This window comes from Streptomyces sp. S.PNR 29, assembly GCF_030386795.1.
In the GTDB taxonomy this organism is placed as follows: domain Bacteria; phylum Actinomycetota; class Actinomycetes; order Streptomycetales; family Streptomycetaceae; genus Streptomyces.
Genome location: NZ_JANUQM010000004.1, coordinates 264,270 through 282,856 on the forward strand (window position 1 = coordinate 264,270; position 18,587 = coordinate 282,856).

17 protein-coding genes are annotated in these 18,587 nt (G+C 72.4%); 13 read left to right on the forward strand and 4 right to left on the reverse strand.

Annotated elements, in window-relative coordinates:
• Nucleotides 1–168: 168 nt before the first annotated feature.
• Together NW895_RS13655 and mycP are read left to right on the forward strand one after the other, a co-directional pair.
• Complete coding sequence (locus tag NW895_RS13655; RefSeq protein WP_289935753.1) at nt 169–2,142, forward strand: hypothetical protein; 1,974 nt, start codon at nt 169–171, stop codon at nt 2,140–2,142.
• The gene (gene mycP / locus NW895_RS13660; protein ID WP_289935754.1) at nt 2,139–3,341 is read left to right on the forward strand and encodes a type VII secretion-associated serine protease mycosin; all 1,203 of its coding nucleotides are present in this window, start codon (nt 2,139–2,141) and stop codon (nt 3,339–3,341) included. The genes NW895_RS13655 and mycP overlap by 4 nt, the downstream gene beginning before the upstream one ends.
• Before the next feature lie 141 nt (nt 3,342–3,482).
• Here the strand turns inward: mycP and NW895_RS13665 are convergent, their stop codons facing one another.
• The gene (locus tag NW895_RS13665) at nt 3,483–4,478 is read right to left on the reverse strand and encodes a serine hydrolase (RefSeq protein WP_289935755.1); all 996 of its coding nucleotides are present in this window, start codon (nt 4,476–4,478) and stop codon (nt 3,483–3,485) included.
• Nucleotides 4,479–4,628: 150 nt separating this feature from the next.
• On the opposite strand from NW895_RS13665, the gene NW895_RS13670 reads away from it, so the two are divergent.
• Entirely contained in the window at nt 4,629–5,360 is a 732-nt protein-coding gene (locus tag NW895_RS13670) for an SseB family protein (protein WP_289935756.1), read from the forward strand.
• 7 nt (nt 5,361–5,367) lie between these two features.
• Here the strand turns inward: NW895_RS13670 and NW895_RS13675 are convergent, their stop codons facing one another.
• Nucleotides 5,368–5,724: a DUF1844 domain-containing protein gene (locus tag NW895_RS13675; protein ID WP_289935757.1), complete on the reverse strand. Its 357-nt coding sequence runs from the start codon at nt 5,722–5,724 to the stop codon at nt 5,368–5,370.
• A gap of 360 nt (nt 5,725–6,084) precedes the next feature.
• Here NW895_RS13675 and infC point away from each other — a divergent pair, with 360 nt between their 5' ends.
• From infC to NW895_RS13725, 10 genes are all read left to right on the forward strand, one after another.
• Entirely contained in the window at nt 6,085–6,723 is a 639-nt protein-coding gene (gene infC, locus NW895_RS13680; RefSeq protein WP_289936013.1) for a translation initiation factor IF-3, read from the forward strand.
• A 109-nt stretch (nt 6,724–6,832) separates the two neighbouring features.
• On the forward strand, nt 6,833–7,027 hold the full coding sequence (gene rpmI, locus NW895_RS13685; RefSeq protein ID WP_004933563.1) for a 50S ribosomal protein L35: 195 nt from the start codon (nt 6,833–6,835) through the stop codon (nt 7,025–7,027).
• Between the two features lie 95 nt (nt 7,028–7,122).
• Entirely contained in the window at nt 7,123–7,506 is a 384-nt protein-coding gene (gene rplT / locus NW895_RS13690; RefSeq protein ID WP_003977226.1) for a 50S ribosomal protein L20, read from the forward strand.
• A 152-nt stretch (nt 7,507–7,658) separates the two neighbouring features.
• The gene (locus NW895_RS13695; protein WP_289935758.1) at nt 7,659–8,507 is read left to right on the forward strand and encodes an RNA methyltransferase; all 849 of its coding nucleotides are present in this window, start codon (nt 7,659–7,661) and stop codon (nt 8,505–8,507) included.
• Between the two features lie 90 nt (nt 8,508–8,597).
• Nucleotides 8,598–9,734 (forward strand): ATP-binding protein, encoded by a 1,137-nt coding sequence (locus tag NW895_RS13700; protein WP_289935759.1) that lies wholly within the window; start codon nt 8,598–8,600, stop codon nt 9,732–9,734.
• A gap of 138 nt (nt 9,735–9,872) precedes the next feature.
• Nucleotides 9,873–11,018 carry a phenylalanine--tRNA ligase subunit alpha gene (pheS, locus tag NW895_RS13705; RefSeq protein WP_289935760.1) on the forward strand — a complete coding sequence of 382 codons (1,146 nt, stop codon included), beginning with the start codon at nt 9,873–9,875 and terminating at the stop codon, nt 11,016–11,018.
• The gene (pheT, locus tag NW895_RS13710; protein WP_289935761.1) at nt 11,018–13,531 is read left to right on the forward strand and encodes a phenylalanine--tRNA ligase subunit beta; all 2,514 of its coding nucleotides are present in this window, start codon (nt 11,018–11,020) and stop codon (nt 13,529–13,531) included. The genes pheS and pheT overlap by 1 nt, the downstream gene beginning before the upstream one ends.
• Nucleotides 13,532–13,780: 249 nt before the next feature.
• A complete protein-coding gene (locus tag NW895_RS13715; RefSeq protein WP_289935762.1) occupies nt 13,781–14,758 on the forward strand; it encodes a PP2C family protein-serine/threonine phosphatase in 978 nt (325 codons plus the stop codon).
• Between the two features lie 274 nt (nt 14,759–15,032).
• Entirely contained in the window at nt 15,033–16,373 is a 1,341-nt protein-coding gene (locus NW895_RS13720) for a transcriptional regulator (protein WP_289935763.1), read from the forward strand.
• A gap of 125 nt (nt 16,374–16,498) precedes the next feature.
• The gene (locus NW895_RS13725) at nt 16,499–17,044 is read left to right on the forward strand and encodes an NUDIX hydrolase (RefSeq protein ID WP_289935764.1); all 546 of its coding nucleotides are present in this window, start codon (nt 16,499–16,501) and stop codon (nt 17,042–17,044) included.
• 26 nt (nt 17,045–17,070) lie between these two features.
• Here NW895_RS13725 and NW895_RS13730 read toward each other — a convergent pair whose 3' ends face one another.
• Nucleotides 17,071–17,328, reverse strand: coding sequence for a hypothetical protein (locus tag NW895_RS13730; RefSeq protein ID WP_289935765.1), 258 nt, complete (start codon nt 17,326–17,328; stop codon nt 17,071–17,073).
• 253 nt (nt 17,329–17,581) lie between these two features.
• Entirely contained in the window at nt 17,582–18,442 is an 861-nt protein-coding gene (locus NW895_RS13735) for a 3-hydroxybutyryl-CoA dehydrogenase (RefSeq protein WP_289935766.1), read from the reverse strand.
• Nucleotides 18,443–18,587: the final 145 nt, after the last annotated feature.

Genomic DNA, 18,587 nt, shown 5'->3' on the forward strand with positions numbered 1-18,587 from the left:
GACGCGCACGTACGACGGAACGGCCCCTGCCGGTGTGTGCGCCGGGATGGCGTTCCGTCCGTGCGGGTATGTGTGCCCGGGACGGACCAGTCCGCTGCCGGGCCCGGCAGGAACGCGCCGGCCCGCGTACGAGGAACAGCGGCCCGGGCACAAGGAAACGGGGGGTGCATGAGCACGGAAGCGCGACGCGCCTCCCTACCCCCACAGCCCACGACACCGCCGCGCCCCGCACAGCCGCCGACGGCCGGGGCCGGCGAGACGGAACGGCACCGGGACGGGACGCCGGCGCGCGGCGGGGCCGCCGACCGGCCGTCCCCGGCCCGGGAGACCTCCTCGGCAGCGGGCGGCTCCGCGGGTCCCGGCACCTCCGCCGGGCGCGGTTTCTTCGACCTGCGCGAGACGGTTGCCTCGCCGCCGCAGGACGGCTCCCGCGTGGGATCGTCGGCCCGGAACGCCACGGACGCCGACGGGGACGCCGCCGCGGCCCGGCCGACCGGCTCCTCGGAGACCCACCCCCGTTTCCCGAGCTTCATCTCCGCCGGGCCCCAGGGCGTCGATCCCACGTCCCCGCCTCCGCCACGAGCCTCCGCCCGCTTCCCGGACGCGCCGCCGACCGTCGGCCGCGGCGCGCGGCAGGAGACCAGCGCAGCGCCCCGCCGTACCACCGCCCCCGCCGAGGCCTCGTCGGAGACGACCGCACGTCTGCGCCCGGTCCCCCCACAGACATCACCCACCCCGGACACGCGCCAGGGCTCCACCGGAACGCCCCGCGAGCGGGTCCCCGGAGAGCCGCCCCGGCCCCCGAACGCCACCGCGCCCGCTGAGACCGGCCATCGGCCCGGTTTCGACTCGTCCGCCGGGGCCGGTCGTCGGTCTTCGGAGGCGGCCTCGTCCGTCGGGGCTGGTCGTCGGTCTTCGGAGGCGGCCTCGTCCGCGGGGGTCGGCCATGGGCCTGGTTTCGACTCGTCCGTCGGGGTCGGTCGTCGGTTTCCGGAGGCGGCCTCGTCCGTCGGGACCGGGCGTCGGTCTTCGGACGCCGCCGCGCCCGCTGAGACCGGTCGTCGGTCTCCGGACGCCGCCGCGCCCGCAGGTGCCGACCGCCGGTCCCGGGATGCCGCCGCGCCCGCCGAGAGCGGCCGCAGGCCCGGTTCCGGCTCGTCCGTTCCGCAGTCCGGCGTCCCGTCCTCCGGTGGGCGTACGTTCGCCGAACCCACCGAGCCGCCCCGGTCCACCCCGGCCACGGACCCGGCCCCTGTTTCCCCCGACCCCGCCCTCTCCTGGAGCGCCCCCATGGTGCCGGGAGGGACGCTCGGGGCCGGGCGGCCGTTCGTGTCGTTCGGGGAGCCCGAGGGGTACGACGAGAAGGCGCGACCGCGCCCGCTCGGCGGGCGGATGCGGTCGCAGGCAGCCGCGGCGGCCGCCTGCCTCGTACTCGGCCTGGGACTGATCGGCGGCGCGGTGACCGGTAGCTGGCTCGCCGGGGACTCGGGCGACGGCGCCGGGAGCGGTACGTTCAGCGCGGCCGGCGGCCTGTGGCACAGCGTGCCCGTCGACCGGCTGTTCCCGCCGACCGTGCAGGGACAGGGCGCCGGACCCGGCGGCGCCGACCGGACCTGGACGCGGATCGCCGTCGCCCCCGACAGCGACTGCGAGGGCGCCTTCGACCCGCTGCTGAGGAAGGCCCTCACCCCCGTCGGCTGCCAGCGCCTCCTGCGCGCCACCTACACCGACGCCACCCAGAGCTACGTCACCACCGTCGGCCTGCTCTTCACCGAGGCCGACGCCCCCGCCATGGCCGCCCTCCGCACCCGTTTCGCCAAGGACGGCCTGGACCGGCGCACCGACCTCATGCCCCTCCCGTACGCCGCCAAGGACACCGCCGCCGCAGGCTTCGGGGCCGAGCAGCGCGCCTCGTGGACGATCTCCGTCCTCACCGACGCCCCCGTCGTCGTCTACGCCGTCTCCGGCTGGGCCGACGGCCGCACCGTCGACGACCCCGAGCCCGCCGAGGAGGCCATGGAGTCCGGCGCCACCACCGCCCCCGCCCAGGCGGGCCTCGGCAACGAGGCCCAGGGCCTCGCCGACCGCATCGAACGCGGCCTGCGCAGAGACGTCGGCTCGGCCACGGAGCAGCCGTCGTGAAAGCCGCCACGACCCGTGCCGCCACGACCCGCCGCGCCGGGGTCGTGGGCGTCCTGCTCACCGCCGGCCTCGCCCTCCTGCCGCCCACCACCGCGTACGCCGACGGCATACGCGCCCAGCAGTGGGCCCTTCAGGCCATGCACACCGACGAGGCCTGGCGGACCACCAAGGGCAAGGGCATCACCGTCGCCGTCCTCGACACCGGCGTGGAGGACGACCACCCCGACCTCGTCGGCAACGTCCTGCCCGGCAAGGACCTGGTCGGCTTCGGAGCCGAGCCCGGCGACCGGACCTGGGCCCGCCACGGCACCGCCATGGCCGGGATCATCGCCGGCCACGGACACGGCCCCGGCGACGCCGACGGCGTCATGGGCATCGCCCCCGAGGCGAAGATCCTCCCCGTCCGCGTGATCCTGGAGGACGGCGACCCCTCCCGCGCCAAGGCCCGCAAGACCCGTGGCAACGCCCTCGCCGAGGGCATCCGCTGGGCCGCCGACCACGGTGCCGACGTCATCAACCTCTCCCTCGGCGACGACTCCGCCTCCGCGCACCCCGAACCCGCCGAGGACGAGGCCATCCAGTACGCCCTGAAGAAGGGCGTGGTCGTCGTCGCCTCGGCCGGCAACGGCGGCGAGAAGGGCGACCACATCTCCTACCCGGCCGCCTACCCGGGCGTCATCGCCGCTGCCGCCGTCGACAAGTACGGCACCCGCGCCTCCTTCTCCACCCGCCGCTGGTACGCCACGGTCAGCGCCCCCGGCGTCGACGTCGTCATCGCCGACCCGGACCACCGCTACTACGAGGGCTGGGGCACCAGCGCGGCCGCCGCCTTCGTCTCCGGTGCCGTCGCCCTCGTCAAGGCCGCCCACCCCGGCCTCACCCCGGCCCAGATCAAGGGGCTCCTGGAGGACACGGCCCGTGACGCCCCCGTGGACGGCCGCGACGACTCCCGCGGCTTCGGCTTCGTCGACCCCGCCGCCGCCCTCAAGGCGGCCGGCCGCCTGAGGCCAAAGGGCCTGAAACCGGCGGCGTACGGCGGGCAGTACTTCGGCTCCGGCCCGGACGCCGCGACCTCCGACGACGACACATCGGCCTGGGCGGCGCCGCTGGCGGGCAGCGCGGGCGGCGTCCTGCTGGTCGCGGCGGTGGTGCTGTGGCGCGGCCGCCGCACCTCCTGTGACGAGGCCTCCGACTTCTAGGCCGTGTCCGCAAAGTCCCTCCTGCCCCGCGACGCCTGGCACGCTCCCCCAAGCTCTTCGAGCAGGGGGGACCCCCAGAGCACGCACCAGACGTCGCAGGGCCCGCCCTCCGGGCGGACGGAGGGACTTTGCGGACACGACCTAGGACGCGGAGGCGGACACGGTCGCGGACGAGGCGTCCTCGGCGAAGACCGACACCGCCGCCTTCGCGGCCGCCTCGACCAGCGAGATCCCCTTCGCCTTGGTCGGGTTGCCGTCGGACAGCACGGCCACCAGGCAGTCGTGGCCGTCGACGCGCACGCGCCCGATGCTGTTGATGTCCCACAGCCCGGTGGTGCTGCGCGGCAGCCAGCCGTTCTTCAGCGCCCACCGCGAGCCGTCGGCCGCGGCCGACACCCCCCAGTGCTGGCCGGCGGCGATCTGTTCCATCAGCCCTTGCAGATACGTCCGCGAGACCCCACTGAGCTCCGACTCCGCGTCGTCCCCGAAGACCTGGCCGAGCAGGGTGAGCTGGTCGGCGGCCGTGGTCTGCGTCAGTCCCCACAGCGCGCCGTCGCCGCCCTCGGTGTCCGTCAGCCCGAACCGCTCGTTGGCGGCGTCGAGCCCGTCCGCCCGCCCGATCGCCTGCCACAGCGCCGAGGCCGAGGCGTTGTCGCTGTTCTCGATCATCGCTTTGGCGTGCGCCTTCTCCGTCGCGGTGAGCCCGCGCCCCGCGTCCTGCGCCTGGAGCAGCAGCGCCGCCAGGATGTCGACCTTGACGATGCTCGCCGTGTCGAAGGTGCCGTCCCCGTAGGACGCGCTCTCGCCGGAGTCCAGGTCCAGCACCGCCACCGACACGTCCGCGCCGTCCGCCACCGCCACCGACTCCATCGCGTCGGCCAGCAGCGCGTCCCGGTCCACGGTCGGCTCCGCCACAGGTTCCACCGATGCCTCCCCGCTCGCCGGGGCCGAGGAGGAGGCCGACGGCGTCGCCGCCGACGATACGGCGCCCCCGCCCGAGTGCGTGTGGGTCCTCACGTACGCGGTCCCCGCGGCCGTACCGCCCACGACGGCGACCACGGCGAGCGCCGTGTACAGCAGCGGGCGGCGTCGGGAAGGGCGAGCGCGGCGGCGTCGGCGTGCTCTGGAAGACTCCATGCCCGTGATGCTGGGGGCCGTTGCTTTGCGGGCCGTTAGACGGACGTTAGATGTTCGTCATCGGTATCTGAGATTCCGGTGAAGGGCGTCACGGACAGGTTTCCGGGCCCGCACAAGCCCAGCAGCATCCCCCCTATAGGGTCGGGGATCGTGGCGAACAAGAACATTCCCGACTCCGGCTTCTCCGACGACGACGGCTCCGCCGACCCCCGGCTGAGCGCGGCGCTGGCCGCCTGGGCCCAGGACCGCACCGCCGTGGGCCCCGTCCTGGAGGCGCTCAAGGGCGCCCGGCTGCTCGTCCCCGTCGTGGCCGTCCTCGGCGAGGCCGAGGAGGATGAGAACGGGCTGCGCCGCGAGAAGACCAGCGACATGGCCGTCCCCACCCTGAAGGCCGGGAACCGCACCGCCCTGCCCGCCTTCACCTCCACCGACTCCCTCGCCCGCTGGGACCCGGCGGCCCGCCCCGTCGCCGTACCCCTGCACCAGGCACTCCAGGCCGCGGCACACGAGAAGGCGGACACCATCGTGCTGGACATGGCCGGACCCGTGCAGTTCGAACTGACCGGCCCCGCGCTGCTCGCCCTGGCCGAGGGCCGCACCTCGACCGACCCGCTCGCCGACCCGGCCGTCGTCGAGGCCGTACGCGGTGCCGTCGCCGCCGAACCCGCCGTACTGCGCGCCCACCTCGGGCCGGGACAGGCCGACGGCACCCTCGCCCTCGTCCTCGACCCCGCCGCACCCCCGGCCGAGGCCGCCCGCGCGGTCGCCCGGCGCCTCGCCGACGACGAAACACTCAGGGCCCGCCTCGTGCGCGGCCTCGACCTGGCACTCCTGCCGGCCGGGGCGACGCCGCCGGGCGAGCCCTTGTACGTACGGGGATGAACCCTGCCTAGCCGTAGACCGGGCCGGTGTACTTCTCGCCCGGCCCCTTTCCCGGCTCGTCCGGGACGAGGGACGCCTCCCGGAACGCCAGCTGGAGCGACTTCAGGCCGTCGCGCAGCGGCGCCGCGTGGAAGGAGCTGATCTCGGTCGCCGTCGCGTCCAGCAGACCGGCCAGGGCGTGCACCAGCTTGCGGGCCTCGTCCAGGTCCTTGTGCTTCTCGCCCTCCTCGGTCAGACCGAGCTTCACGGCGGCGGCGCTCATCAGGTTGACGGCGACCGTCACGATCACCTCGACCGCGGGGACCTCGGCGATGTCACGGGTCATGGCGTCGAAGTCGGGCGTCTCAGGAGGGGTCTCACTCATGCCCACACGATAGGCGGTCCTGCGCGGCGCCTTCCGGTTAGCCCTTGTCAAGCGACCCTGCTAGTCTGGTTGACGACCGGCCGGACACGACTGTGCTCGGCCCACAAGTGGAGGCTTTCGAACTCCCACCTGACTGTCCTCAGGGACGGCGGGTCACCGGTCAGGCGGCGCAGTCCCAGCGACGGCGTTCCGCCCGAAATCGCGCCCCGCGGCCACCGCGGCGGTGCTCCGGTAGTTCGAGGAGCCCCGCCTGTGATCGTCCGGGGCATTTTTTGTGCTTCGGCGCGGTTAGGTCTAACGAACATTAGACGTTACGCGGCTGTCCGCCAGACCGTCGCGTGGTGCTACCGAGGAGGATCCATCAGCGCCGAGCCCCGCATCAACGACCGGATTCGCGTTCCCGAGGTGCGACTTGTCGGTCCCAGTGGCGAGCAGGTGGGCATCGTCCCGCTCGCGAAGGCACTGGAGCTTGCGCAGGAGTACGACCTGGACCTGGTCGAGGTCGCGGCGAACGCCCGTCCGCCCGTGTGCAAGCTCATGGACTACGGGAAGTTCAAGTACGAGTCGGCCATGAAGGCCCGTGAGGCGCGCAAGAACCAGGCGCACACGGTCATCAAGGAGATGAAGCTCCGGCCGAAGATCGACCCGCACGACTACGACACCAAAAAGGGTCACGTCGTCCGGTTCCTCAAGCAGGGCGACAAGGTCAAGATCACGATCATGTTCCGTGGCCGCGAGCAGTCCCGCCCCGAGCTGGGCTACCGGCTGCTGCAGCGCCTCGCCGAGGACGTCCAGGACCTCGGGTTCGTGGAGTCGAACCCGAAGCAGGACGGCCGCAACATGATCATGGTCCTCGGTCCGCACAAGAAGAAGACCGAGGCGATGGCCGAGGCACGCCAGGCGCAGGAGGCCCGCAAGGCTTCCGCGAAGGCCAACCCCGGTCGCTCGCAGAACCCTGCCGACGCCGAGGCTGCCGCCGAGGAGCCCGCAGAGGCGTGATCCCCGGGACGCCGTCCCAGGAAGCAAACCGAAACAAGAGCGACGCTCCACCGTGCCCGGTTCTCGCGACCGGGCACCGGAGCGCCACCGACGAGGAGAGAACGGCGCTATGCCGAAGAACAAGTCGCACAGCGGTGCCAGCAAGCGCTTCAAGGTCACCGGCTCCGGCAAGGTGCTCCGTGAGCGCGCCGGCAAGCGCCACCTGCTTGAGCACAAGTCGTCCCGTGTGACGCGTCGCCTCACCGGCAACGCCGAGATGGCCCCGGGCGACGCCGCGAAGATCAAGAAGCTTCTCGGCAAGTGACGTCGGGCGCGCACCGCGCCTGACCTCTGACCGGGACCCAATCGATTTCCGGGCCGTGTGAGGACACCCACGGCCCCGCTACAAGGAGTTAACAAGTGGCACGCGTCAAGCGGGCAGTCAACGCCCACAAGAAGCGCCGGGCGATCCTGGAGCAGGCCTCCGGCTACCGCGGTCAGCGTTCGCGCCTGTACCGCAAGGCCAAGGAGCAGGTCACCCACTCGCTGGTCTACAACTACAACGACCGCAAGAAGCGCAAGGGTGACTTCCGCCAGCTGTGGATCCAGCGCATCAATGCCGCTGCCCGCGCCAACGGCATCACCTACAACCGCTTCATCCAGGGTCTGAAGGCCGCCAACGTCGAGGTGGACCGCAAGATCCTGGCCGAGCTGGCCGTCAACGACCCGAACGCGTTCGCCGCGCTCGTCGAGGTCGCCCAGAAGGCGCTGCCGAGCGACGTCAACGCCCCCAAGGCGGCCTGACCGCCGCGCTCGGCCTGAGCCGACGTGACCGAACGGACCCGTGGGTTCTCCCTGCGGGTCCGTTGTTGTAGGGCAGTGGTGTTTGCCGGGCAGCGGTGTTGTCGGGCAGCGGTGTTGTCGGGTAGTGGAAGTGGTTGTCGAAAGTGAAGAGCATGCCCTCGGCCAGCCCTGAGCTGATCTCTCCCCGTTCCCCCCGCGTCCTGGCCGCCCGGCGGCTCGCCAAGCGGAACTTCCGGGGCAAGGAGCGGCTGTTCCTGGCCGAAGGGCCGCAGGCCGTGCGCGAGGCGGCGGCGTACGGGTCCACGTTGACCGAGCTGTTCGCCACGGTGGAGGCCGCGGAGCGCTATGCCGACATCATCGGCGAAGCCCGCGCCGTCGGTGCCCGTATCCACCTCGCCTCCGAGCAGGTCATCGCCGACATCTCGACGACCGTCACCCCGCAGGGCCTCGTCGGGATCTGCCGGTTCCTCGACACCCCCTTCGAGGAGATCCTCCGGACGCGGCCCAAGCTCGTCGCCGTCCTCGCCCACGTGCGGGACCCCGGCAACGCCGGCACCGTGCTGCGGTGCGCCGACGCCGCCGGCGCCGAGGCCGTCGTCCTCACCGACGCCTCCGTCGACCTGTACAACCCCAAGGCCGTCCGCGCCTCCGTCGGCTCGCTGTTCCACCTGCCCGTCGCCGTGGGCGTCCCCGTCGAGCGGGCCGTGGCAGGCCTGAGGGACGCCGGTGTGCGCGTCCTCGCCGCCGACGGCGCGGGCGAGCACGACCTCGACGCCGAGCTCGACAATGGCGCCATGGGCGGGCCGACCGCATGGGTGTTCGGCAACGAGGCCTGGGGGCTCCCGGAGGAGACCCGCGCGCTGACCGACGCCGTCGTACGCGTCCCGATCCACGGGAAGGCCGAGAGCCTGAACCTCGCCACCGCCGCAGCCGTATGTCTCTATGCGTCGGCGCGTGCACAGCGCGCCTCCGGAGGGTGCCGCTCCGTCACCGAGAGCTAGTAGGGTGGCCAGCCGGGGACCCGCCCCCAAGCTCTCGACCGAGCATGAGCAGGGGGTACCCCCGGGCCGGCTGAGAGGTGGGGTACGGGGATGAGCGTGGGCACGAGCAGCGCACCGGGAACGCAGGACGTGGAGCGCCCGCCCGTGTCCTGCCCCGGTGATCTCGCCGAGCTCGGCATCGACCCCGACCAACTGCCCGACGGCCTCGTCGTCGCCGACGAGAACGGGCGCGTGATCTGCTTCAACGCTGCCGCCGAACGCATCACCGCCGTCCCCGCCGCGGACGCCCTGGGGCAGCGCCTGGAGAAGGCCCTGCCATTAGAGGACCTGGAGGGCCGGCGCTGGTGGCAGCTGACCGACCCGTACGGCGGGCTCGCCATCCGGGTTCGCCAGCCCGAGCGCAACCTGCTGCTCCCCGGCGGGCGCGAGGTGCTCGTCACCGCGCGGTACGTCCGCACCCGCCCCACCGGCCCCGTCCGCCGCGTCGTAGTCACCCTGCGCGACACCGAGGCCCGCCGCCGCACCGAGCGCAGCCACGCCGAGCTGATCGCCACCGTCGCCCACGAGCTGCGCTCACCGCTCACCTCGGTGAAGGGCTTCACGGCGACGCTGCTCGCCAAGTGGGAGAGGTTCACCGACGACCAGAAGCGGCTGATGCTGGAGACGGTCGACGCGGACGCCGACCGCGTCACCCGGCTCATCGCCGAGCTGCTGGACATCTCCCGCATCGACTCCGGACGGCTGGAGGTACGCCGCCAGCCCGTCGACATCGGCGCCGCCGTCGGCCGCCACATCCAGGCCTATGTCGCCGCCGGCCAGCCCGCCGACCGGTTCCTGCTGCGCATACAGCAGCCGCTGCCCGCCCTGTGGGCCGACCCGGACAAGATCGACCAGGTGCTGAGCAACCTGCTGGAAAATGCCGTGCGGCACGGCGAAGGAACCGTCACGATTGATGTCACGGCCACGGCGTCCCCCCGCGAGGGCGAGGACACCGGCACGTCGGTCACGGTGAGCGACGAGGGGCCCGGTATCCCGGAGGAGTCCATGAACCGCGTCTTCACCCGCTTCTGGCGGGGCAGCAAGCGCGGCGGCACGGGCCTCGGGCTCTACATCGTCAAGGGCATCGTCGAGGCCCACGGCGGCACCATCACCGTCGGCCGCGCACCCGGCGGCGGCGCCGAGTTCCGATTTACCTTGCCCGTGGCGGCCCCGGCCTATCTGGCCTGAGCAGCCCACGGGCGCATGCGCATACCTCCACCCCGTTAGACTCGGCCATTGGCACCTTTGTGTCCCAAAAACCGTGACAAACCGTCCACGAGTCGGTGACGGGGACCATCAGCCAGCCAATCGGAAGCACGGGAAGAGATGTCGGCACCCAATAAGTCGTACGACCCTGTCGAGGTCGAGGCGTTGAAACCGGAAGAGATCGAGCGCATGCGGGACGAGGCGCTCGCCGCCTTCGCCGCCGCGGACTCCCTCGACGCGCTCCACGAGGCCAAGGTCGCCCACACCGGCCCCGCCTCCCCGCTGGCCCTCGCCAACCGCGAGATCGGCGCCCTGCCCCCGCACGCCAAGGCGGAGGCCGGCAAGCGCGTCGGCCAGGCCCGCGGCGCCGTGAACAAGGGCCTCGCCGCCCGCCAGGCCGAGCTGGAGGCCGAGCGTGACGCCCGCGTGCTGGTCGAGGAGGCCGTGGACGTCACGCTGCCCTACGACCGGGTACCGTCCGGCGCCCGGCACCCGCTGACCACGCTGTCGGAGCGTATCGAGGACATCTTCGTGGCCATGGGCTACGAGGTCGCCGAGGGCCCGCAGGTCGAGGCCGAGTGGTTCAACTTCGACGCGCTGAACATCGGCCCGGACCACCCGGCCCGCGGCGAGCAGGACACGTTCTTCGTGCAGGCCGCATCCGACAGCGGCTCCGCCGCGGGCTCCGGCGGCACCGAGTCCGGCGTCGTGCTGCGCACCCACACCTCGCCCGTGCAGATCCGCTCCCTGCTCGACCGCGAGCTGCCGGTCTACGTGATCTGCCCCGGCCGCGTCTACCGCACCGACGAGCTGGACGCCACCCACACCCCCGTCTTCCACCAGGTCGAGCTGCTCGCCGTCGACGAGGGCCTGACCATGGCCGACCTCAAGGGCACCCTGGACCACATGGTCCAGTCGCTGTTCGGCGAGGGCATGAAGACCCGGCTGCGGCCGAACTTCTTCCCCTTCACCGAGCCCAGCGCCGAGATGGACATGCTCTGCTACGTCTGCAAGGGCGAGTCCGTCGGCAACCCCGACCGTCCCTGCCGCACCTGCTCCAGCGAGGGCTGGATCGAGCTGGGCGGCTGCGGCATGGTCAACCCGCGGGTGCTCACCGCCTGCGGCGTCGACCCCGAGAAGTACAGCGGCTTCGCCTTCGGGTTCGGCATCGAGCGGATGCTGATGTTCCGCCACAACGTCGAGGACATGCGAGACATGGTCGAGGGTGACGTCCGGTTCACCCGGCCGTTCGGGATGGAGATCTGATGCGGGTCCCGCTTTCTTGGCTGCGGGAGTACGTCGACCTGCCGGCGACGGAGACCGGGCGCGACGTCCAGGCCAAGCTCATTTCGGCAGGTCTGGAGGTCGAGACCGTCGAGCAGCTCGGCGCCGACCTCAAGGGGCCGCTGGTCGTCGGCCAGGTGCTCACCATCGAGGAGCTGACGGAGTTCAAGAAGCCGATCCGCTTCTGCACCGTCGACGTCGGCCAGGCCAACGGCACCGGAGAGCCGCAGGAGATCATCTGCGGAGCCCGCAACTTCGCCGTCGGCGACAAGGTCGTCGTCGTCCTCCCGGGCGCCGTGCTGCCCGGCGGCTTCGCCATCTCCGCGCGCAAGACGTACGGCAGGACCTCGCACGGCATGATCTGCTCCAGCGAGGAGCTGGGCATGGGCGAGGACGGCACCAAGGGCATCATCGTCCTGCCGCCGGAGACCGAGGTCGGCAAGGACGCCATCGAGCTGCTGGAGCTGGTCGACGAGGTCCTCGACATCGCCGTCACGCCCGACCGCGGCTACTGCCTCTCGATGCGCGGCGTCGCCCGCGAGACCGCCACCGCCTACGGCCTGCCCCTGCGCGACCCCGCGCTGCTCGACGTCCCCGGCCCGAACGCCTTCGGCTACCCGGTGCGCGTCGCGGACCCCGTCGGCTGCGACCGCTTCACCGCCCGTACGGTGACCGGCCTGAGCCCCGAGGCCCGCTCCCCGATCTGGCTGCAGCGCCGCCTGCAGAAGGTCGGCATGCGCCCGATCTCGCTCGCCGTCGACGTCACCAACTACGTGATGATGGAGCTCGGCCAGCCGCTGCACGCCTACGACCGCAACCTGGTCCAGGGCGCGATCGGCGTACGCCGGGCCGAGCCCGGCGAGAAGATCACCACCCTCGACGGCGTCACGCGCACCCTCGACGCCGAGGACCTGGTGATCACCGACGAACGCGGTCCGATCGGCATCGCGGGCGTCATGGGCGGCGCCAACACCGAGATCGCCGATCACGACGACGTCGAGAACGCCTCGACCGACGTGGTCATCGAGGCCGCCCACTTCGACGCGGTCTCCATCGCGCGCACCGCCCGCCGCCACAAGCTGTCCTCCGAGGCGTCCCGCCGCTTCGAGCGCGGCGTCGACCCGCAGGCCGCGGCCGCCGCCGCCCAGCGCACCGTCGATCTGCTGGTGCTGCTCGCGGGCGGCACCGCCGAGGCCGGCGTCACCGAGGTCATCGCCCCCTCCGCGCCGCGCACCATCACCATCCCGGCCGACCACCCGGACAAGGTCGCGGGCGTCGCCTACGGCCGCGAGACCGTCGTACGCCGCCTGCAGGAGGTCGGCTGCGACGTGTACGGGCAGGACGAGCTGATCGTCACCGTCCCGTCCTGGCGGCCGGACCTCACCGACCCGAACGACCTGGCCGAAGAGGTCATCCGCCTGGAGGGCTACGAGAACCTGCCCTCCACGCTGCCCAAGCTCCCCTCGGGCCGCGGCCTGACCCACCGGCAGCGGCTGCACCGCCGGGTCGGCCGCGCCCTGGCCGGGGCCGGGTACGTCGAGGCGCCGAACTACCCGTTCATCAGCGAGCAGGTCTTCGACCAGCTCGGTCTGGACACCGACGACCCCGCCCGCCGCGTCGTCAAGCTGGTCAACCCGCTCAGCGACGAGGAGCCCGCGCTGCGTACGTCGCTGCTGCCGGGCCTGCTCGGCGCGCTGCGGCGCAACGACGGCCGGGGCTCGCACGACCTGGCGCTGTTCGAGACCGGCCTGGTGTTCCAGCCGCGCGAGGAGCAGCGGGCCGCGGTCCGGCTGCCCGTCGACCGGCGCCCGAGCGACGAGGACCTCGCCGCGCTGAACGCCGCGCTGCCCGAGCAGCCGCGCCACGTCGCCGTCGTCCTCGCGGGCGCCCGTGAGCAGGCCGGCTGGTGGGGCAAGGGCCGCCCGGCCGAGTGGGCCGACGCGATCGAGGCCGCGCGCACGGTGGCCCGTGAGGCCGGCGCCGAGCTGATCATCCGCAAGGGCCAGTACGGGCCGTGGCACCCGGGCCGGTGCGCCGAACTGGCGATCACCGTCGATGGCACCGAGCGCGTCATCGGCCACGCCGGCGAGCTGCACCCGCGCGTCCTCAAGGCCCTCGGCCTGCCCGAACGCACCTGCGCGATGGAGCTGAACCTGGACGCCCTGGAGCAGGTCGGCGACGGGACCCCGCAGGCGCCGGGCATCTCCACGTTCCCGGTCGCCACGCAGGACGTCGCGCTGGTCGTCGACGCGTTCGTCCCGGCGGCGGACGTCGAGGCGGCGCTGCGTGAGGGTGCGGGTGAGCTGCTGGAGTCGATCCGGCTGTTCGACGTGTACGAGAACGCCGAGCAGTTGGGTGAGGGGCGGAAGTCGCTGGCGTACGCGCTGCGGTTCCGTGCGGCTGACCGGACGCTGACCGTGGATGAGGCCTCGGCTGCGCGGGAGGCCGCGGTGGCCCTCGCGGGCGAGCGGACGGGAGCCGTGCTGCGGAGTTAGTGCGCGTACGGGGCGGGGAACTGCGGTGGTCCGGCGGCTGCTGCGGGTGCGTCGTGGCTGGGCGCGCCCGCGCGGCCGAACCGCGCATCGCCGCAGTCCCGCGCCCCTTGACGGGCGTTTCCGTAGCCTCACTCATTCGGGTGACAAGTCCGGGTGATCCACCCCATTCGGGGCATGCGCTCGACAGAATCGGACCGGCCTCTCGGGGCCGGTCTGCGCTGTCGGGGCCTATGTGGGGGGGCCATCCGCATGATCCGCATCAAGGCTGGGATTTCCAGCAGGGCGCGGCCCCGGACGAACTCCCGTGCGCCCACCTTGACGCTGCTGGGCCGGGTGCTCGCACTGGCGGTCGGCACCGGGCTGGTGCTCCACGGCCGCCGGACTCTGCTGCGCGAGCTGCGCCAGGCCCGACGGATCGCGGGCGCCGCCCAGAGCGCCTTGCTGCGGCCACTGCCCCCGCGCATCGACGGGCTGCTCCTCGCCGCCACCCAGCTCTCCGCCGAGCGGGGCGCGTCGATCGGCGGCGATCTGTACGAGGTGATCGGCACCGAGCACGGCGTGCGGGTCGTGATGGGCGACGCGCGAGGGCACGGGCTCGGCGCCGTCAAGACCGCCGCCGCCGTCCTCGGCAGCTTCCGCGAGGCCGTGCACGACGAGCCCGAACTCGGCAGCGTCCTGCGCAGACTGGACCGCGCCCTGACCCGGCACCTGCGCGAACGGGCGAACGCCGAGCACCCGGTCACCGAGGAGTTCGTCACCGTCCTGCTGCTGGAGATCCGCCCGGACGGCGAGGTACGCGCCCTGAACTGCGGGCATCCGTGGCCGTACCTGCTGAGCGGCGAGCGGGCCGCGCAGCTTGCCGGCGTGGAACCCCTCCCTCCGCTCGGCGCGTTCCCCCTGCCGCCGGAACTGCCCACGGTTCCCTGCGGTCACCTGATGCCGGGCGAGGCCCTGTTCCTCCACACGGACGGGGCCGAGGACGCACGGGATGCCGGTGGCCGGTTCTTTCCGCTGGCGGCGACCCTGACGGAGGCCGTACGCGAACACCCCCTCGTCGTACCGCAGGCGGTGCTGCGCTGCGTCCTCACCGCACTGCTGCGGCACACGGACGGTGCACCCGCGGACGACATCGCCCTGCTCGTCCTCCAGAACGCACGTCAGCCGGAGCACCCCACAGGGGCTGCGCGACCGGCCGCGACGCACCCGCGGTCGACAAGCCACCTGTAGTCCCCGGCGTTGCCGGCGCGGCGTCCCGCCGGCGTGCCGTCCGCCCCGCCACGGAGTGTCGGGCAGGCAGCTGGGCGGACGGCGTGGATGCGGGCCGCCGCACTGTACGAGGGGGAGCCGACGGCCCGGCCGGCCTCTTGCGAGGCATTTCAGTCAACCGGCCGGAAACTCTGCGCGACAGCGCGCACACAGTGCGGATTCGGGCACTCCGTTCACACCCCGTGTGAACGCCTTCGCACTACGCTGTCGGCACCGAGCCACCCGGGGGGCCCGAATGCAGCCCAACACTCTGCTCGACGCGATCCTGGACGAGGCCGGGATCTCGCACGCGGGACTGGCCGCGCACGTCAACCAGGCCGGGCGCAGACGAGGTCTCGCCCTCAGATACGAACACACCGCCGTAGCGCGGTGGTTGAAGGGGCAGCGACCCCGCGGCCAAGTGCCCGACCTGATCTGCGAGGTGCTCGCGGTCCGTCTGCACCGGCCGGTCACCCTCGACGACATCGGCCTCGGCGTGCCCGGCGAGCCCTCCGCCCCGCACGCCGGCTCGCTGTCCGGCTTCGTCGAGCGCGCCACCGCGCTGTGGCGCTCCGACCAGCAGCAGCGCCCGCACATCCTGGGCGCGCCCGCGCTCACCGGGACGCCCGCCGTCATGCCCGTGTGGGAGTGGGAGAACCCGCCCGAGGACGTGGACGTCTCCCGCGGCGGCCGGCACCGGGTCACCGCGGCCGACCTGGACATGCTGCGGGCCGCCCGGACCCACTACGAGCAGATGTACCGCAAGGCCGGTGGCATAGCGACCCGCGCCCGTATCGTCGGCTTCCTCAACGCCGAGGCCGCCCCGCTGCTGCGCGGCGGCTACACCGACGCCACCGGGCGCCAACTGCACCGGGCCACGGGCGGGTTGGTGGCGATCGCCGGGATCTGCGCGTACGACTCCGACGCGCACGGTCTCGCCCAGCGCTACTTCCACCAGGCGCTCAGGCTCGCCAAGGCCAGCGGGGACCGGGGGCTGGGCGCCTATGTGATCGCCCTGCTGGTCAACCAGTCGCTGTTCATGCGGGAGTACCGGCAGGCCGTCGCCTTCGCGGAGGCCGCCCTGCGCGCCGCCGGGCGGCACATCACCCCGGCGCTCGCCTCCGACCTGTACGCGATGCAGGCCAAGGCCTACGCCCACCTCGGCGACGGCACGAGCGCGCTGTCCTGCATCCGGCGGGCCGAGCAGGCCGCCGAACGCATCCGGCGCGGATACGAACCCGACGAGACCGGCTATGTCCAGCCGGGACTGGTCAACGTCCAGGTGGCGGAGGCTCTGCTCAGCCTCGGCGAACTGGCGGCGGCGGAGGAGCACGCCGCGGCCGCCGTGGACAATCCCGCGCACGACCGCGGACGGGTGCACCGGCTCGCCATGCTCAGCACGATCGAACTGCGGCAGGGCAATGCCGACAAGGCGGTGGCCACCGCTGTGCAGATGGCCGAGCAGGCCCGGGGAATGGAGTCCCAGCGGCTCCGCGACAGACTGCGGGCGGTACGCGAGCACCTCGCACGCAGCGGCTGCGCCGGCACCGCCGAGGCGGCCGAACTCATCGACGGAGCACTGCGCGTACCACTGTGACCCCGGACGCCCGCTGACGGGGACGTCTGCCTCCCGCTGCGCTGTGAGCGGCCGCCGTGCGCCTGCTGTCAGACCCGCTCCTGCTGCGATATTGCCATCTCTACTCGGCGGAAGGTGGCAGAACCGTGCAGTGGACGAAACAGAACGAACAGACTGTGTACTCAAACCGCTGGTTCAGCGTCAATCTCGCGGATGTCGAGCTGCCGGACGGCCGGCACCTCGACCACTTCCTCATACGGCTGCGGCCCGTCGCCGTGGCCACGGTGGTCAACGAGGCCAACGAGGTCCTCCTCCTGTGGCGCCACCGCTTCATCACCGACAGTTGGGGATGGGAACTCGCGGCGGGCGTCGTCGAGGACGGCGAGGACATCGCCCGTGCGGCCGCCAGGGAACTGGAGGAGGAGACCGGCTGGCGACCGGGACCCCTGCACCACCTGATGAGCGTGGAGCCGTCCAACGGGCTCACCGACGCCCGGCACCACATCTACTGGGCCGACGAAGGCGACTACGTCGGACACCCCGTGGACGACTTCGAGTCGGACCGCCGGGAATGGGTCCCCCTCAAGCTCGTCCCCGACATGGTCGCCCGCGGCGAGGTCCCGGCCGCCAACATGGCGGCCGCGTTACTGCTGCTGCATCACCTCAGGCTCGGGCAGGACACTTTGCCCTGATCCCCCCACCGCGTCCGTCCGGAGCCCTAACGGCCGAACGCCTGCCAGACCGCCACGACGAGTGCGCCCACGGCCGTGAGGGCCGCGATCGCGGGCAGCGGCCAGCGGGCGTGTTCCAGGGTGACGATGCGGGAGTTGAGCTCGTCGATCTCCTTGGCTGTCTCCTCGGTGCGATGGCTGAGCAGGGCCAGACCGCCTTCGACGCGGGCGTATGCCACGTCGAGGCGGCGTCGTAACTCTGCGAGTTCTCCATGGACGACGGGATGCTCGGGATCGGCGGTCACAAGTCCGCTCCTTTCCGTAGTCGATTCACATCCCTTGCGTGCGCAGAGTGAGTCAACTCGCCTGGTGGGCGCGTGGGGAGCGTGTGCGCAGGGCATATGCGTGCCCGGCGCGCACACGGTGTGTGAATGCCGCGGGCCCGGCACCTTTCCCGGTGCCGGGCCCGTGCATGGCCGAAATCTGACCGTCCGTAATCAGCCGTGGGTACCCGGAGCGCATGCCGCGGGTTCCGGCCGCACCCGTTGCCCTGCCGGGTCAGCCGTACGTGTAGAACCCGGAGCCCGTCTTCCGGCCCAGCCGGCCCGCGTCGACCATGCGCTGCAGCAGCGGGGGAGCGGCGTAGAGCGGCTCCTTGTACTCCTCGTACATGCTCTGCGCCACGGAGGCGACGGTGTCCAGCCCGATCAGGTCGGACAGCTTCAGCGGGCCCATCGGGTGGGCGCAGCCCATCTCCATGCCGTTGTCGATGTCCTCGCGGCTGGCGATGCCCGTCTCGAACATCCGGATCGCGGAGAGCAGGTAGGGGATCAGCAGCGCGTTGACCACGAACCCGGAACGGTCCTGGGCGCGGATGGAGTGCTTGCCGAGCACCTTCTCGGTGAAGAGCTGGGCCCGGCCCAGCGTGCCCTCGGAGGTGGTGAGCGCGGGGATCAGCTCGACGAGCTGCTGCACCGGAGCCGGGTTGAAGAAGTGGATCCCGATGACCTGGTCGGGCCGCGAGGTGGCGACCGCCAGCTTCACCAGCGGGATCGAGGAGGTGTTGGAGGCCAGGATCGCGTCCGGCCGGGTCACGACGTGGTCGAGCACCTGGAAGATCTCCGTCTTGACCTGCTCGTTCTCGACGACGGCCTCGATCACCAGGTCACGGTCGGCGAACTCGCCGAGGTCGGTGGTGAAGCTCAGCCGCGTCTGCGTCGCCTCCCGCTCCTCCTCGGTGATCTTGCCGCGCTCGGCAGCCTTGGCCAGGGAGTTGAACAGCCGGGTCCGGCCGATCTCCAGGGCCTCGCCGGTGGTCTCGGCGACCATCACGTCCAGGCCGGCGCGGGCGCACACCTCGGCGATGCCCGCCCCCATCTGGCCGCAGCCCACCACTCCGACGCGCTCGATGTCTGTCACATCGTCCCTTTCGCTGATCTACGGCTGGCGGCAGGTCCTTCCGTGGTCCGGTGCCTGCTCCGTTCGTGCACGTTACTCCCAAGTATCGATGATCGATCGCGGGGGTGGGGCATCCTCACCGCCGAGAGGATCCGTGACGGCGCGG

What these genes read in the sequence shown, in the direction of transcription:
- NW895_RS13665 (WP_289935755.1), bottom strand. Translation starts at nt 4,478, where the DNA reads ATGGAGTCTTCCAGAGCACGCCGACGCCGCCGCGCTCGCCCTTCCCGA.
- pheT (WP_289935761.1), top strand. Translation starts at nt 11,018, where the DNA reads ATGCGGGTCCCGCTTTCTTGGCTGCGGGAGTACGTCGACCTGCCGGCG.
- pheS (WP_289935760.1), top strand. Translation starts at nt 9,873, where the DNA reads ATGTCGGCACCCAATAAGTCGTACGACCCTGTCGAGGTCGAGGCGTTG.
- NW895_RS13655 (WP_289935753.1), top strand. Translation starts at nt 169, where the DNA reads ATGAGCACGGAAGCGCGACGCGCCTCCCTACCCCCACAGCCCACGACA.
- NW895_RS13720 (WP_289935763.1), top strand. Translation starts at nt 15,033, where the DNA reads ATGCAGCCCAACACTCTGCTCGACGCGATCCTGGACGAGGCCGGGATC.
- NW895_RS13695 (WP_289935758.1), top strand. Translation starts at nt 7,659, where the DNA reads ATGCCCTCGGCCAGCCCTGAGCTGATCTCTCCCCGTTCCCCCCGCGTC.
- rpmI (WP_004933563.1), top strand. Translation starts at nt 6,833, where the DNA reads ATGCCGAAGAACAAGTCGCACAGCGGTGCCAGCAAGCGCTTCAAGGTC.
- NW895_RS13675 (WP_289935757.1), bottom strand. Translation starts at nt 5,724, where the DNA reads ATGAGTGAGACCCCTCCTGAGACGCCCGACTTCGACGCCATGACCCGT.
- NW895_RS13700 (WP_289935759.1), top strand. Translation starts at nt 8,598, where the DNA reads ATGAGCGTGGGCACGAGCAGCGCACCGGGAACGCAGGACGTGGAGCGC.
- NW895_RS13715 (WP_289935762.1), top strand. Translation starts at nt 13,781, where the DNA reads ATGATCCGCATCAAGGCTGGGATTTCCAGCAGGGCGCGGCCCCGGACG.